Genomic DNA, 16935 nt, shown 5'->3' with positions numbered 1-16935 from the left:
TTATATACTTCCGGTGAATATCTTTCATTCTCACATTTCTATCTTATGGCTCTTCCGCCGATCTGTCAAGACTGCCGGTCACTGCTGCGCGACAGCCTGAAAAGCCTCATCCAGATCTTCGATGATATCGTCGATATGCTCCGTTCCGATGGAAAGACGGATGGTATTCGGATGAATTCCCTGTTCCAGAAGTTCTTCCGCATTGAGCTCTGCATGGGTGGTGGAAGCCGGATGGATAGCCAGTGACTTCACATCCGCCACATTGGCCAGCAGAGAAAACAATTCCAGATTATCGATGAACTTCATGGCTGTCTTCTCATCGCCCTTAATCTCAAAGGTAAAAATGGATCCGCCGCCCTTTGGAAAATATTTGGCGTAAAGCCGTTTCTGTTCCGGATCTTCAGAAGCCAGAGGATGATGGATCTTCTCCACCAGCGGCTGTTTTTTCAGATATTCAATGACCTTTTCGGTATTCTCCACATGCCGTTCCACCCGAAGAGACAGGGTCTCCAGTCCCTGCAGGAACAAAAAGGCGTGGAACGGAGAAAGGCAGGCGCCGGTATCTCTCAGCAAAATGGCCCGGATACGCGCTGCAAAGGCCGCCGGTCCCGCCGCATCCACAAAGCTCAGTCCGTGGTAGCTTGGATTCGGCTCAGTAAACTGCGGAAATTTGCCGGAAGCCTTCCAGTCAAACTTCCCGGAATCCACAACGACGCCGCCGATACTGGTTCCATGGCCGCCGATGAACTTGGTAGCAGAATGGATCACGACATCTGCCCCGTACTCAATAGGACGCAGCAGATACGGTGTTGCAAAGGTGGCGTCAATGAGCAGAGGGATCTGATGAGCGTGGGCGATCTTTGCGATGGCTTCCACATCAGACACCTCAGAATTCGGGTTGCCCAGAGCCTCTATGTACAAAGCCTTTGTATTGTCTTTTATGGCTTGTTCAAATTCTTCCGGCCGAAGAGGATCGACAAATGTGGTGGTGATACCGAAATCCGGCAGTGTATGGGCCAGAAGATTATAGCTTCCGCCGTACAGATTCTTCGCTGCCACAATGTGTCCGCCGTTCAGGGCCACATTCTGGATCGCGTAGGTCACTGCCGCCGCTCCGGAAGCCGTGGCCACCGCCGCTGCTCCGCCCTCCAGGGCTGCGATTCTCTTTTCAAAAATCTCCACCGTCGGATTGGTCAGCCGGGAATAAATATTGCCCTCCTCTTTCAGGGCAAACCGGTCTGCCGCATGCCCGGAATTATGAAATACGTAAGACGAAGTCTGATAGATCGGCACTGCCCGGGCGTCTGTGGCCGGGTCCGCTTCTTCCTGTCCCACGTGTAACTGCAAAGTTTCAAATTTAAAATCTCTCTCTTTATATGGTTTCTTCGCCATGGTCATATCCTCCTCTGTCTTCCCTTTCGATGTCCTCTGCCCGCAAGCGGTCCTGCCCTGCTTTCCCGGACATGTTTATGTAAGTCTTCTGTATGATACCTTTTATTTCCTAGTTTGTCAATAGGAAAACTGTAATTTATCATCAAATCCCTCTTCCGAATAAATGCATCCTTTTTTGCAGATACTGCTTTTCCAGAGTAATATCACTGCCAGGCACGGCAATAAAACAAATGAAAGGAGCTTTTTTATGGCAATCACCGTTACCGATAAAAACTTTTCTCACATTATTTTCGACAGCGAAAAACCGGTTCTCCTGAACTTTTCCAACCGCCAGAGCGATGCATCCCGAAAGCAGGACAACCTTCTGCGCCTCTTCGCCCACGAACATCCGGATGTGATCATCGGAAGGGTCGATACCGGAAAAGAACCGTCTCTTGCCGCCATGTACGGCATTCAGACGGTTCCTTCCATCAAAATATTCAAAAACGGTAAATGTACTGCCACTGCTGCCGGACTGCAGGAAAAGCCGCAGCTTGCCCGGCTCTTATCAAAATAAGCTTTCGCTCTCCGACAACGCAGGGCCGCTGGCTCCCGGGACGGCCATCTTATCTTCCTGACCACTCCCGGAGTCAGCGTTTTGTCTTTGAACCTCTCTGTCAGCCCAAAGCCACATCAAGAATCATCATCACCACAAATCCAATGGCAAAGGCGATGGTTCCCACATTGGAATGTTCTCCTTCTGCCATCTCCGGAATCAGCTCTTCCACGACCACATAAATCATGGCTCCCGCCGCAAAACTCAGAAGATACGGCAGAGCCGGAACCACCAGTCCCGCCGCAAGGATCGTAAAGAACGCCGCCAGCGGCTCCACGATTCCTGTGAGCATTCCATAAAGGAACGAACGCCCCTTGTTTACCCCCTGCGCTTTTAACGGCATGGAAATGATCGCACCCTCCGGGAAATTCTGGATGGCGATTCCCAGAGCCAGCGCCAGAGCGCCCATGGCAGAGATATCCACATTTCCCTGGATCCAGCCGGCAAAAACCACTCCCACAGCCATTCCCTCCGGAATATTGTGGAGGGTGACCGCCAGCAGAAGCATGGTGGTTTTGGAAAGATGGGTCTTTGGTCCCTCCGCTTCCTCGCTGTTCATATGCAGATGCGGAATCAGCTCATCCAGCAGGAGCAGGAAACCCATGCCCAGCAAAAAGCCCACAGCCGCCGGGATGAATCCCCACTTTCCCATGTCAGCGGACTGCTCCAGGGCAGGAATCAGAAGACTCCACACGGAAGCCGCCACCATCACCCCGGCGGCGAAACCGGTCAGCGCCCGCTGTACGCCCATGTTCAGATTCTTTCTCATAAAAAATACGCAGGCGGCGCCCAGCGTCGTCCCCGCAAAGGGAATCAAAATTCCCCTGATGATCTCAAAATTCAGCATACCTGTTTCCTTTCTTTTATAAATTTATAACAGTTCAGCCACGACATCTCGGAAACCCGCTGCTAATGCAGCTTACCCGGTGCTTTGCAACTATTTTTCCACAAATTTCTGAAAAAATTCGATAAATGCCGTGACTGCCGGAGAAAATGGCTGTACTTTTTTCCACACCAGCACCGTATTGCTTTCCAGGGCTGGAGAAAGCGGCACAAAACATACATGATCGTACTGGCAGTCCAGCCTGATGGTCACCGCAGTTCCCACCTGACTGCGCACCATCATCGCCATATTATACTGTAAATTTCCGTTGGCCGCCATATGCATTTCTTCGGACAAGGAGCCAAACCAGTTGCGGACCTGCTGATGCACCAGCTCCCTCTGACCGATCAGCAAAGGACAGGAAATGAGATCTTCCGGCCTCACACGTTCCTTCCGTGCCAGAGGAGAATCTTCATGGACAAGGATTCCCCACTCTTCTTTGACCGGGATCTGAATAAACTCGTATTTGCTGATATCCACCGGTTCCATCAGCAATCCCAGATCCAGAAGCCCCTGCTCAATCTGTTCCTTAATATTATCCGAGTCACCGCTGAAGACCCGGAACTGCACCAGGGGGTGTTTCTTCTGAAAGGCCGCCACAGCCTCTCCCAGGAACCGGGAACTTTTCAGCTCACCGCTTCCGATGGACACCTCACCGATCATCTCACCCTCTCTTCGCACAAACTCCCGCTCTGTCTTTTCCGCCAGAGTAATGATCTCCTGGGCCCGGCGTTTTAAGAGCATGCCGTCTTCGGTCAGAATAATCCTGTGCCGGCTTCTCTCAAACAACTTCACACCCAGTTCCTTTTCCAGCTGCATGAGCTGCCGGGACAGAGTCGGCTGCGTCACATGGAGAAGATGCGCCGCCTTAGTGATATTCTCCTCTCTGGCAGCTATGAGAAAATATTTCAATACACGAAGTTCCATCTGCATCCCCCTTTCTGTCACGCTTTATTATACCTTGTCCCCTGCCTTTTGACCAGCCTCAAAATAAGCGGCATGCGCAAAAACACGCAGGGTATCTCATACACCCTGCGTGTCGTTTGCTGCCCTTTCGGGCAGGCGTCCTTTATGAATGATTTTTCTGTTTATTTGGATAACAAAAAGCAGCGTTTATCCCTTCACTGTCACAGTGATCTTTTTGCTGACACCGTTTTGCGCGATGGCGTAGACGGTGGTCGTTCCTTTGCTCTTTGCCCGGATGACGCCTTTTTTGTTCACCGTGGCAATGGTCTTATCCACTACGATGTAGCGGATCTTTTCACTGTGCTGCTGACAGATGCGGTTCTTCGGCAGAACAACATCTGCTTTGATCTTCTTTTTCTTTCCTGCTTTCACAGAAATCTTCGTTTTCTTTACTTTCACCTTCACCGGATTTGCATATTTTGTGCTGCCGGCGGTGATGGCATGGACAACCGGCGTCTCGCTGATGACCACTCTCTTTCCGTTCACTACCTTAAATGCCTTGATCTGATACTTGTACCAGGTGGCACTCCGCAGCTTCTTGTGGATCCAGGAGGTACGGCCGGCAGAAACCACCGTCTTCATCCTCTTGACTGTCTTGTCTTTCTTCCGAAGACTCGTGTTGCAGATATCCGCAAAGACAAAGTATCCGTCCGCGCCTTCCACCTTCTTCCAGGAAATCGTATTTTTATTTCTTCCCGTCTTGATCGGTTTGATGAGGATTGGTTTTGGCAGAGCCGCAACTTCTTCCTCATAGCTGTGTCCGCAGCGGCGGCAGGTGTAGGTGTTCACGCCCTCCTTCTGGGTGGTCGGTTCCGTGGACGCCGTCAGCGTATAGTCATGTCCCAGCGCTTTCACCATCTTTCCTCTGGCCACCAGCACGCCGCAGTCGATACAGTAAGTATCTCCGGTATAGCCGTTCTCGGTACAGGTGGCATCTTTCGCACCGCGGATCTCCGTATTGATATGATCCGTCATGGCAAACTCTGCCGACACGGAGATGTCACTATGGATTTCTTCCAGAGTGACGCTCACAGCTTCGCCGCGGTTTGCAGCTTTTTTGGCTGCCGCCCTGCCCTGTCCGGCTGCGCTGTCCATTTCCCTGCCTGCGTCCGCACAGGAAGCCGCGTCGCCGCCCCATGCCGCAAACCGGTAATGGTCATCCGGCGCCGCGGTGAAAGTGATCGTCGTCCCTTCCGCCACGGTGCTGCCGTTTTTGATAACCTTGCCGGCAGCGTCACAGGCCGTTAACTTGCCGTGCTGCGGGCTGTCCATGGAAACCGTGTAGTAGTTGACGGTGTCCACCAAAAGAGCAATGTCTCTTGTCACATTTTCAATGGTCACCTCATAGCTGCCATCCTCATTTTTGGTGTATGTTAAGCGGTTATCGGTTTCACCGCCGTTATCGTCCGTGCGGGCTGCCGCCGCAGAGACGCCTGTGGTTTTAGTCTCCCCGGCACTGCCGTTTTTCCGGCTTTCCTCCTCGTCTGCCAGACGGATTCCCGTGATCCACTTGCCGTCCTCCGGCACCAGAGTGAAGCGCACGTCGCCATTGTCGCGGACATCGTTTTCGTACTGAGGCTCCTTAGGCAGTGTGTCCGGTATGCGGACAAGATTTTCGATATGGTAATCGTCTTTTCCATCTTCATCGGCGTCGTAACCGGCCGCTTCCGGAACTTCCCATGCCTTAATATCACGGAAGGAGACGGAGACCGTGGCATTGCGTTCCAGATCTTCCAAAAGCAACGTATTATCCAGTCCCAGCTCCCGTCCGCTCACAGAGGTTCCATCCGCGTAAGTGACGGTCCATGTGTCGATCATCTGGCCTTCCGGCGGCGTCACGGCGAACTGTACATTTTTGCCGCTCAGCACCTGAACGGTTTTGCCGACCGCCTCGATTCTGTCATAGGAAGACACATCATCACCGTAACCGGCTGACACAACCGGTTTGCACTGGTCTTCCAGACCTGACGGAAGCCGGAAGGTCACATCCACCAGCTCTGCCGGAGAAAATTCCGCGATGACACTCTCCGCTTTTGTCACATCGTCGATGGTGTAGGTGAGGGAGTCGCTGGCCTCACCGTTCCATGCACTTAAGAAACTGTATGCATCGTGCGGCGTGGCGGTCACTGTCACCTTGCTGTGACGCGGCGCCATGAAGGTGCCGTTTTCTAACTCTGTTACCGGTTTCCCGTTCAGAGTCACATCCAGCGTACCGCTGCCGGTTCCCGTGGTTCCCACAGTGATCTCGTAGGACGGGATGGCTTCAAACTTCACGTAAACTTTCGCATCCCCGTAGAGAGAATCCACCACATAGGTGTTCTGCTCGTACTGCGTACCGGCAATTTTTGTCTCCTCTGTCATGGAAGCATCCGAATACCAGCCTTCCACCAGATATCCTTCCGCCGGCTCCGCTTGAAAGGTCACTTTATTATAGGAAGGAACTGCCTCACCGGAAACGATAGCTTTAGCTGTCTGTCCATCCTTCGCTGTCTCTGCCGTCAGTCTTCCCATGGTGTTATCATTCTCACCGAAGGTCACGGTACCACTGATCCGCTCATAGATAACCGTCACCTGATGACTTTCTTTGCTCACGGTCAGAGTGTAACTGTTCTCACTGACTCCCGTGTCCTCACCGTCCACTTGCCAGGTCTTCACGCGGTAATTCTTCTCCGGCACGGCAGTCAAGACAATCTTGTCTCCCTTCGCGCCTTTGTCTCCGCTTCGGAATACTTCGCCATTGCGGGATGCACTCAGGCTTCCGCCGGCATCCGCTTTTCCAGTTACTTCCTCCGTACCGAAGGTGACCGTACAGTTCGGCTCCTGCGCAAAGAGCGCTGTCACCTGCACATTTGCTTCCAGGGTGAGGGTCAGCGGGTTCGCACTCAGATTTTCTTCCGGCACCGTCACGCCGTCCACCTGCCATCCGGCAAACTTCATACCGGCGTCTGCTTTGGCAGTAAATGTAAGCACTCTGCCGCCCCGCACGCTGTCCCCGTTTTTCACTTCTGCATGATCGGTGATGTTCTTCGCCGTCACCGTTCCGTTTTCGGCAGACCAGGCCACCCGATACGATGTACGGTCAAAGACCGCCTTCACATCGGTGATACTGTCGGCTGCAATCTCACGGGTAAATGTATCGCCGGTCTCGCCGGATACCATCTGTCCATCCATCTCCCAGCCCACCAGTTCATAGTTTTCTGCGGCCGCCGCCGTGAAGGTCACACTGGAATCTGCCGCCAGCGTATTGCCGGAATAGAATGGATTGCCCGTCCGGTTATTGACCGCGGTCACCGTGCCGCCGGCCGTCGCCTCGTCAAGGACGCTCCTTGCGCCAAAGGTCAGCTTATTTCCCGTCTGGGTCATCTGAGCCATGACGTGTATCGGCTCCTTATCGCTGTCCGTTACCGTATAAGTAAACGTATCGTTGTCAGTCTTTACCGAGCTTATGCCTTTCGTCACTTCCTCGCCGTTGACAAACCATTTGGCCGCCTCATAGCCCTTGTCCGGCGTCACTGTAAATGTGAGAACAGAATCCCGGTAAATCTTTTCGAGACTGCCGCTTTCTGCCGGTTTCTCCGAAGACTGTTTATATTCTTCCGCTCCAAATCGGTCCACAGACGCACACATGGTTCCGTGCACGCCATCGCCCAGGTCATAGAGGGTATACCGGGCCGAAGTCACCGGAGTGATTTCCTTGAAGGACACCGTCACCTTCACATCTTCTGTGAAGCCCTTATCTCCCGGCGTCAGTGTCAAAAGAACATCCGAACTGTTTTCCACCCGTTTCAGGCTGCCGGTCACGTTCTGGCCGCGTGCGTCGCCAGTCCGGCTTTCTTTCTGTGCCGCTGTTTTCTTCTCTGCCCCGGCCGCCGGTTCAATCTCCGGTTTTATGACTTCGCCATTTAGCGTAATGGCAGCAATCTCGTACCCATAATCCGGGGACAGGGTCAGTACGATATCTTCCGTCCGGTATTTATCCAGATAAGCGCCGGACGTAAGTCCCTCGCAGATCACCGTATTGTCAATATCTCCTGCTCCCGCAGTCTCTTCCGCCTCATAGGTGAGTGTCGGACGTTTCTCCAGATGAACGGTCACCCAGGTCTCATCGGAGAGGCTTGCCAGGTCATAAGCGGTCGCCTCTCTGCCTTCCGCCACAACGATTTCTTTTCCGGTACCCTGCTTCAGTGTCCAGTTTTTCACCTGATATTCTTCCGGAAGATCTGCTTGAAAGGCCACCGGAATGTAGGCCGTATAATCTTGATCCGAAGTCAGTGAGCTGCCACCGGAAGAAGACGTGAGGATTTCCTTCCCATCCGGTCTGTTCACTGTCTTTCCTTCTTCGTCAACCGCCTTAAAATGAAGCTGATATGTCTTCATCTCGGAGACGAGGATCTCCACTTTCAGGTTATCCTGTACGTTAGATACAGTGTAGGTATCCGCATTGCCGGATACAACCTTATAGCTGCCATCGGCGTCATAAACTCTCCACTCGCGAACGATGTTTGTGTCCGGAAGCTCTGCCTTAAATGTAAGGGAAGAGCCTTTCTTCGCCGTTTTATCTTCCGCCAGTCCGTCCACGGTGATGGCACAGCCTGGAACGGTATTGCCTGCGTCGTCCACCACGGAAGTTTCCACCGTATAGAATGCTTCCGGTTCAAATTCTGCGTGTACCACCGTATCTGCATCCAGACGCTCCAGCGTCAGTGTTTCTCCTGCGTAGATGCTGCCGTCGGCGTTCTTCTGTATTGCCGGCGTTCCATCGCCTTTTCTCACGGTCCACTGTTTTACCACATAGCCTTTTTCCGGTCTGGCGGTAAGGCCAATGCCCTTTCCTGCCGCCACGGTTTCCGGAGAAGTGAGCGCCGCTCCGGCTTCCGCTCCATCTTTCAGGTAATGGGCTTCCAGACTGCCATTTTCTCCGGCTGTGAAAGTAAGCGAATAGGAAGCCGGTTCAAAACTTACCTGCACCTGCATTTCTGTTTTCAGAGAAGAAACGATCAGACGGTTTCCGTTTATGATATAGTCTTCTCCTTCTTTGAGCGGCGTTCCCCTGCCGTCGGTCACAATCCATTCTTTCACCTGGAAATTCTCCGCAGCATCCGCCACAAATGTAAGCTTCGTTCCTTCCGTCAGAGAGTCACCCGATGCGAAGGACGCCTGGTTATCTCCGTAATACGCCCGAAGCTTTCCGTTGGCACCGGATTCATAGGAAACACTCCGCACACCGGCCACGATGGTATAGAGACCATTTTCCAGAGAAGCGTCGTATTTTTGCAGGAACTGCCGTACCGTTTCCGTGTAGGCGGCCGTACCCTGTTCTGTCTGATAGCCAAGACTTGTCACATAATCATTGGCGCCGGATTCTTCCGTCAGCTCCGGTTTTGTCGTGATCGCCAGGAGACTTTCCGGGGTGAAGCTCTTACTGTCTTCATCAAGGATCGCTGTCTTTTTCTCCTCGCCCGTGTAACGGACGCTCACATCCGCAAGCTTCGGAATTTTTCCTTCGGTATCCGTACTTGGAATCCCTGCCTTCGACGGCGCGGTAAATGTAACCGGCCGCTTCAATACATTTACTGTGCGGACGGCGATTCCCTCTTCACCCACCTGCGCGGTAAATGTATAGGTTCCCGGCGTCTTCGGCGTGCCGCTCACGCCTGCTTCACTGCCGGACAACGTCTCTTCCTTTACTTCGCCGTTTTCCTCGTACTGCATCTTATAAAGCACCGAGGTTCCCTGCGGCAATGGGGTAAGCGCTACGTTTCCTGCGGTATCGACCTCTGCTTTTTTCATTGAAAGCTGAATACCGTCTCCGTAGATGGCGCTGCCCGCACCTTCCAAAACATAGCCAATCCCGCCCGCCGGGCCGTCAGAAGCAAAATAGCTGACCGTACCGGAGGAGCTGTTTAACATGGTATTGCCGCCAAACGTTGCGGTGATCGTGTAATCTCCCGCCGTCACCGGCGTCCACTTGGCCGAAGCCACCCCTTCTTCTGATACATCGGCAGAAAGCGTGGTCATCTCGCCGGTCTTGTTGTTGAGTATCTGGAAGGTCATCTTTCCTTCCACACTCTTTCCTTCGCTGAGGGCCGTCACTTTTGCAGAAAGTGTCACCGCATCGCCGCTTTTGGCCTCATAGACGATCCGCTCCTGCTCCTCTTTTACCGTCACCGCAGACGCACCCGGCTTCACGCTGTAAGTACCCACTGCGTCGGTGAGAACATCCGGCTTTATCAGGTAGACTTCCACCATGGTAAATGTTGTCTCCGGTTTGTCTTCTGTATCCGTCGGCGGCGTCTCCGGTTTTCCGCCGGAAGTATCGTCTTCCACCTTCTGATAATAATGAACGATACCATCTTCCTCTGTTCGCTGATAAAGACGGATCGCCGGATCCTCCCAATCCTGCCATGTCTCATACACAACATCAGCAATGGTCTCGGAACCCGCTTCGCCGGAATAGACCGGCTTCGGTGCAAGATAGCCACCTTCGTCGCCCCACTCTTGCCCGCCGTCCGTCCATGCTGCTTCACCGTCCGTCCACAAGGTCATTTTGCCATCGACCATCTGGTACAGCCGCGGCTTTTCCTCACCGGCTTCGTCTTCCGTATCCACACCTTTTTCTATTTTTGTATACAGGTTGAGGAAAACGTTGGTACCGGCTCCGCTTCCATCTTTTTTCTCTGCCTGCCAGCAGAGATATTTTGTCACAGAATCACCGTCATCTTCCACGCCGGTATCCGTATCGTTTTCGGTGTTTTCGTTTTCGTCAGATAAACGTGTCTTGTCTGCGGTATCCTCTGTGCTCTCTTCCGGGTCCGGCCCGTCATATTCATAGATCTGCTGCTTCGTTCCGGTCAGTCTGTCCGGGGACAGGCCTTCCACGACATTTTTGCCCTCTTTATCCCAGGCAAAGTAGTCGTCCCGCTGACTTAAGAGAATTCTTCTGTCTGCCGTTTGTCCGGATTCTTCCTGGCCGTCTTTTAGATTCTCAAAAAGATAGTAGCTGCCGTCGCTCTGGGCGCGGTAAATGTACTCCGGCTGTGCGGCGTCTTTGCGGGAGTTTCCTGTGTTTTTCCCGGATGTTCCGGCATCTTTTCCCGAAATCTCCTCCCCGCCTGCCTTTGCATTTTCATTCTCGTATATCTGATAGGTTTCTGTCACATTTTCTTCTTTCGTCTCGCCGGCTGTGTCTACCGTCTTCGGCGTCGTCACCGTCGCCGTCTTTATCACATCGACTTCTTCCTTCACCGTCTTCTCCACGGAATAATCGGCGCTTCCCGTATTTTTGCCATCGTGAAGAGCCGTCACTTCCACCTGAGAATCCGCCTTATCCACCGTGAGCAGACATGCCTCACTGTAGGCATAGGCCCGGCTGCCGTTATGTACCTCCGATACCACGCAGCGGTAACGGTTTCCATCCATTTCCTTTTTCACCGCATCCAGGGTGAGGGTGCTCTTGCTGCCGCCGATATTTTTCCAGGCGGTGGAGCCTGCTTCCCTCTCCTGCCAGGAATAGGTCAGTCCCGTTTCCACGCCCTCGGAAGGTGTGGCGTCCACAGTAAAGGAAGCGTCATCACCCGGGCAGACACGAACGTCCCCGCTGATGCTGTGGATCGTCGGCGCCGCCCCGTCCTTTAAGGTGGTTCCCGCCACCAAAGACGAATACTGCGAAGCGCAGCGGTCTCCGTTCTCATCCACACCGATGGAGCGGATGGCGAAGGTATAATCACTGTCCGCCTTCAGATTCTCGTAAGTAAAGGAAGTCTCGTCGCCGTCCAGAGTGGCGATCATGGAATAACCGTCGTCCGCCACACTGTCCTCAAAATACTGATAGACTTCATATTGCAGCGGTTTTCTCGCGCCATGCTCCCAGCTTAAGGTGACGGAGTCCTTTGTCACCGTGTCCACCGCAATGTCTTTCGGAAGACTCGGCGGCTCAATGACATTTTTCACCAGATATCCCAGAACCGGCACATCATTTTCGCCGACACTGGCCCGCCAGGTACCGAACTTCCACTGGAAGGAATACGGGTATTCGGTGGCCGGAGGCGGAGCGACCGTTCCGGATTTTGTCACATTTTCATAATCAAAGGTGGTGGTTCCGCCGCCCCAGCCGCCTCCGCCGCTGACGCCCGCTCCTGCGGAAAAAACACCGTCCACGCCGGCAGAAAAACCGACTTTCAGTTCAAAACTGTTATTGTAAGACTGGCTGGAGCTTTCGGTCTCTCCGGTGGTGATGGACTGGCTGATATCCGCCGTCGTAGTACCGGAAGAAGACGTGGCAAAGTTTTTCGATCCCGTGAAATCCGCAAGCCCCGCTGCGCTGGACGGATAGGTGGACGGCTGTCCCGGCGTGGAACTTAACACGCTGTCTCCGATCACCTTATCTTTCATGCTGTCATCTTTTTCGGCCAGAGAGTTGTACTCATTAAGCTCCATGACGCTGTACACCGGATTATCCTGGATACCCACCGTCATATTGTAAGAACTTCCGCCTCCCGCCGGATAGACATCATAGTAATACAGTGTCACCGGCGTCCGGTACAGCACCACGCTGTCCTCCATGTAGCCGCCGTCAAAATTGACGCCGTACTCGATGGTTTTCTCCTTCTCGTACTCCCATTCCCAGTCATGGGTGTAGGAGGCCTCCGTTGTGAAATGGAGAATATCCGCGTCCACATTAACGTAAGCTCCCGCCGAGGTAGATTTGGTCTTACTCTCGCTGGATCCCGAACCTTCCACCTTTTCAAAGCTGGTTCTTCCCACGCCGTCCGGATAATCGTCCGCCAGATCTTCAAAATACGGCGCGGCCTGGAGAATGGCCAGTACATTTACATTGGTATAGGTATATTCTTTCCGGGAGTATTTCATGGTATCCGTATCGTCGTCCGCATCCACTGCTGCCAGCGATACAAAAAGATGGTCGCCGCCGCTGTTATGATAACGCGGATACTCCCAGAGGGTGTCATAATACTCTCCCGGCGCCAGCTTGTCTTCTCCGTCCTCTTTTACTTTCTTACCCATCACATTTACATTGTAGAAGAAGTAATTCAGACTCATCTGCTTGTAACCGGTGGTGTAATATACCTGCTCGATGCCCAGATCGTTGCCGTCAAAGTTGCCGGCCACAGCTGTCTCCATCCAGGTATTGCTGATAATATAACCGTTGATACCGTCATCGGACTTCATATATTTGTCATACGTATGATCCGCCTTCCATTCACTGTCTGCATAGGAATACATGGTGCCTTCCAAAAACAGCAGTTCCGCGGCGTTTCTTCCGTTGGCAGCCACACAGGTGACCGCCGGCGGCGCCTGGATGTCATCACCGGTATACAGGCCGTCCTTCACAAATCCGTTCATATCCACTTTTAACGTCGGCCCCGCCGATAATTTCCCGGTATCCGGATTATAATCAAGGGTCATCACCGCAAACTGGCTGCCATTCAGACCATCGTCCGCCGCTCCCGTGCTGTAATAGCCGGCCGCCACGATCTCCGGAAAACCGTCAAAGTCGATATCTCCGGCGGCGCAGGAAGCACTTCTTAAGTAAGTACTGCCGTCGTTCATCTTAAAGGTGCCGCCCCATTGGCTCATGGCTCCTTCTCTGTTCATCTTATAGATTCCCAGAGTGGAACTTCTGTCCGTAATCTTCTTCGTATCGCTGTTCTCATGAAGATTGGCAAAGGAGCCAAGCAGCAAAAGCTCGTCTTTTCCATCCCGGTCCAGGTCGGCGGCTTCCAGAGAAGCCTGCACCATGGCCCGCTTCGTTCTGCCGTCATTTTCAAATTTACCGGAAATATCCGCATTATCCATAAAGGACTTATAAGAAATGTCACTGCCAACCCGTGCGAAAGTGCCGTTTCCCTGATCTGCAAGGATCCTTACTTTCGGATCGCTTCTCTGCGGGATATAGACGGCAATCTCATCATCCCCGTCGCCGTCAAAATCTCCGGCGGTCAGATTAAAATAACTGGTGTATTCCCACTGTTCAATATCATCAAACCAGTCACTGTTATCTCCGCCGCCCACATCGATCTTGTAATCAACACCCTGCTGTTTTGTCCGGGTATTGTAATTCCACACGACAATGTCCTCGTTTTGCAGGCCCACCATGGCGACCATGTAGTCATGTCCGCAGCCATCCGGGTCATAGGCTTTGGAATAGACAAAGTCCGCCGCGCACTGGCTGCCCCGGCTGGCGATGGACACCTGTGTGCCTGCCGTCGGGCTTTCTTGTGTTTTGACGTCATTCCAATAGTCCACGCGCATGGAGCCCTTGGATGACTGGAACACAAACGGTTCCATGACCGGATTCAGGGCCGTGTAGCCGTTTCCATAAGGATTCTTTCCATCCGACGGATCAAAGTCCTTCGGCGCCTCTGTGGAGAATCCATACTGGTCGGTCGCCGCCTCGGTCTGAAGCGGGCTGCGTAAAAGCAGCGGCGCGACGAGACAGCAGACCAGCAAAATTGCTATGATTCTTTTTCTCACTGTTCTCTCCTTTCTCTTTTTCCTCTTTTCTCCTCCTGTCTGACAATGTTTTCATAAAAATCATTACGATTTTCCTTTTTTTGAAACCCGATTGCCAGATTTGTTCGCATGTAATATAGTAACATAATCTTCTTTTTCCGGTCGAACCACTGGGTCGCCAAACCAGACCATTGGGTCGTTTTCGGCGCGCGGCCGGGCCTCCTCCCCTGACCGACCGGGCTGTCCAAAATCTTACCGAACGGTTCTTGGACTTTTTATCTTTTGCTTATATAATGTCTGTAGCGGCAAAAAAGAGGCTGCTGCCGCTTATTTTTTTGGAAAAGGCAGAGCTTTTTTCGTGTCTGCCGCTCTTTATGCGATCATTTTACGATATATTCTGATACATTTTATGATAGAAGGGGCTCTTGTATTATGCGTATTGCTGTCTGTGAAGATGATAAAGCAGATCTTCATCTGCTCCAAAAAGAACTGGATTTGCTTGGGCAGGAACTGCCTGTGGAAACAAAGATTGATTACTATACAAGCGGAGAAGCGCTGACCGAAGCGGTCGGAAGAAATGTACATTATGATCTGTTTTTGCTGGACATTTATCTTGACGGTATGGATGGCATAGAAACCGCCCGCGCCATCCGGCGGATGCTCCCGGAAATGCAGGTTGCTTTTCTCACTTCCGCCAGGGATTTTGCTCTGGACGCCTTTGACCTAAACGCCATTCATTATCTCATAAAGCCGATCAACATCGAGAAGCTCCGGGAACTGTTCCGCCGCTTTTTAAAATACCAGCACCGGCCGGAAAAATATCTGGAGATTCATTCTGACACCAAAAAATATACTTTTCCGCTGGCGCAGGTGCAGAAAATCCAGAGCAGCAATAAGGGCGTGGACGTTTATCTGTCCGACATTCGGCCTCCGCAGCGGATTCCCCTTTCTCTTAAGCGGGTGGAGGAACAGTTATACAAAGAGTATTTTCTGAAAATTTCCCGGGGACTTATCGTTCATATGTCCTATATTCTCTGCATGGACAAAAATGTATGCCGGTTCCGTGACGGAACTTCCGCTTTGATCAGCCGTGGAGAGAAGGCTGCCGTCCGCAAAAAATATAACGATTATTTATTTTCACGTTCACAAAAAGGAGTATTCTTATGACCTGCACAACTTTTCTTTCACAGATTCTGGGCTTTTTATTACAGACTCTTCCCGTCGCCCTGCTCGCTTTCGTTCCCTTCGGGCAGAAGAGCCTGCGCTTTTCCCGAAAAAAGCTTGCCCTTTTTACCACGGCGGGGATTCTCGTTTTGTCCCTCATATTTGCCTTGGGACATCTTCTGCTTTTCCGGCCGTCTGATGCATACGACCAGTTCCTGCGCACTGCTTCCAATCTGTATATGGGATTCTCTATTTTTTTGTTTATCCTTTTCTTCTGGTTTTCTGTGCGCACTGCTGCGGCCCAAAAGGTTTTGATCCTGACGCTGCTCCTTCATTATTCAGCTATTTTATTTACGATAACATCTGTTGTCCTCGGCGTACTTCAGAAGCCTCCCTACCATGGTCCCACCGTCGTTTACGGAACCGAAACCACATTTTTGTATCTGCTCCAGGTTATCATTATCGGCCCTGTCGTATATGCCTTTTTAAAACGCGTGGTCAAAATCAGTCTCCCCTATATGACCAGCCCTGTGCTGCGCCGGGGATGCTTTTACATGGTCACCACCTTTTTGCTGTACAGTCTCTGTGTTTTCTCTCTGACCAATTATCATTTTTATTACGGCGTGAGTGGATATCCGGTTCTCTTTTTCCTGTTTGCTTTTATCCTGACCAACGTGATCGTCTATTACATGTTTTTCTCCGAGGTACATCTCGAAGCCAAAAACCGGGAGCTTCAGGATCAGCTTCGGACGTTTGACGAGAAATACCGGCAGATCAGCTCCGCCGTGGCGGAATCCCGCCGGGCCCGTCACGACATCCGCCATCACTTAAATGTCATCAGCGTTTTGCACCGGGAGGGAAAAGAAGCGGAACTGGAACAATATCTGGAGGGCTACGAAGCGTTCTGCCAGGAGCTTGAAAAGCTCCCCCTGTCCGGCTACTCCTCCCTGGACAGTATCCTGCGCTATTATATCCAGCGGGCCAGAGAAGACGGCATCTCCGTGCAGACCGACTTACATTCTCTGCCGGGCAATCTGCGCTTTGACGTCATCGACCTGACCGTCCTTCTCGGCAATCTGATGGAAAACGCCATCGACGCCTGCCGGAAACTGCCGGCCGACAAGGATCGCTTCCTTCGTATCTGGGTGCGGCAGGAAAATGTCTCGCTCCTTTTGCAGATTGAGAACGCCTGCCCGGATGACGGCTGCGGCTGCACGGAGTTCACCGATGGAAAGGCCTTCGTCTCCACCAAACACAGCGTCCTCCGGGGACAGGGCTTAAAAAGCATCCGCATTGTGGCAGACAAATATGGCGGCAGCGCGGAATTTAAAAAAGACGCGGGCATCTTTACTGCGCGGATCGTGTTGAATATTCCGTAGGGGACAAACAGCCGCAGGTGGAATCTCATATTTTTTATTCTTACACAATCAAATATTTTTCCATAAAAATACCCCGGGACTTTGTG

General features: G+C 52.2%; 7 protein-coding genes. 3 read left to right on the top strand and 4 right to left on the bottom strand.

Translation table 11 applies throughout. The annotated features are described in order from the left end of the window. Positions 1-78: 78 nt before the first annotated feature. Entirely contained in the window at positions 79-1392 is a 1314-nt protein-coding gene (locus B5E53_RS00115; RefSeq protein ID WP_087311574.1) for an O-acetylhomoserine aminocarboxypropyltransferase/cysteine synthase family protein, read from the bottom strand. Between the two features lie 247 nt (positions 1393-1639). Here B5E53_RS00115 and B5E53_RS00110 point away from each other — a divergent pair, with 247 nt between their 5' ends. Then, positions 1640-1948: a thioredoxin domain-containing protein gene (locus B5E53_RS00110; protein ID WP_162611718.1), complete on the top strand. Its 309-nt coding sequence runs from the start codon at positions 1640-1642 to the stop codon at positions 1946-1948. Positions 1949-2048: 100 nt separating this feature from the next. Here the strand turns inward: B5E53_RS00110 and B5E53_RS00105 are convergent, their stop codons facing one another. The 3 genes from B5E53_RS00105 to B5E53_RS00095 form a co-directional block, all read right to left on the bottom strand. Beyond that, entirely contained in the window at positions 2049-2834 is a 786-nt protein-coding gene (locus tag B5E53_RS00105) for a ZIP family metal transporter (protein ID WP_087311570.1), read from the bottom strand. A gap of 90 nt (positions 2835-2924) precedes the next feature. Then, positions 2925-3797 carry a LysR family transcriptional regulator gene (locus B5E53_RS00100; protein ID WP_087311568.1) on the bottom strand — a complete coding sequence of 291 codons (873 nt, stop codon included), beginning with the start codon at positions 3795-3797 and terminating at the stop codon, positions 2925-2927. Between the two features lie 186 nt (positions 3798-3983). After that, entirely contained in the window at positions 3984-14327 is a 10344-nt protein-coding gene (locus B5E53_RS00095) for an Ig-like domain repeat protein (protein ID WP_087311566.1), read from the bottom strand. Positions 14328-14738: 411 nt separating this feature from the next. Between B5E53_RS00095 and B5E53_RS00090 the strand changes: the two genes are divergently transcribed. Both B5E53_RS00090 and B5E53_RS00085 read left to right on the top strand, forming a co-directional pair. Then, positions 14739-15473 carry a LytTR family DNA-binding domain-containing protein gene (locus B5E53_RS00090; RefSeq protein WP_087311564.1) on the top strand — a complete coding sequence of 245 codons (735 nt, stop codon included), beginning with the start codon at positions 14739-14741 and terminating at the stop codon, positions 15471-15473. After that, positions 15470-16849 (top strand): sensor histidine kinase, encoded by a 1380-nt coding sequence (locus tag B5E53_RS00085; RefSeq protein ID WP_087311562.1) that lies wholly within the window; start codon positions 15470-15472, stop codon positions 16847-16849. The genes B5E53_RS00090 and B5E53_RS00085 overlap by 4 nt, the downstream gene beginning before the upstream one ends. The last annotated feature ends 86 nt before the right edge of the window (positions 16850-16935 follow it).

This window comes from Eubacterium sp. An11, assembly GCF_002161065.1.
GTDB lineage: Bacteria > Bacillota > Clostridia > Lachnospirales > Lachnospiraceae > Anaerobutyricum > Anaerobutyricum faecale.
This window is presented reverse-complemented; position numbering and strand designations above follow the sequence as displayed.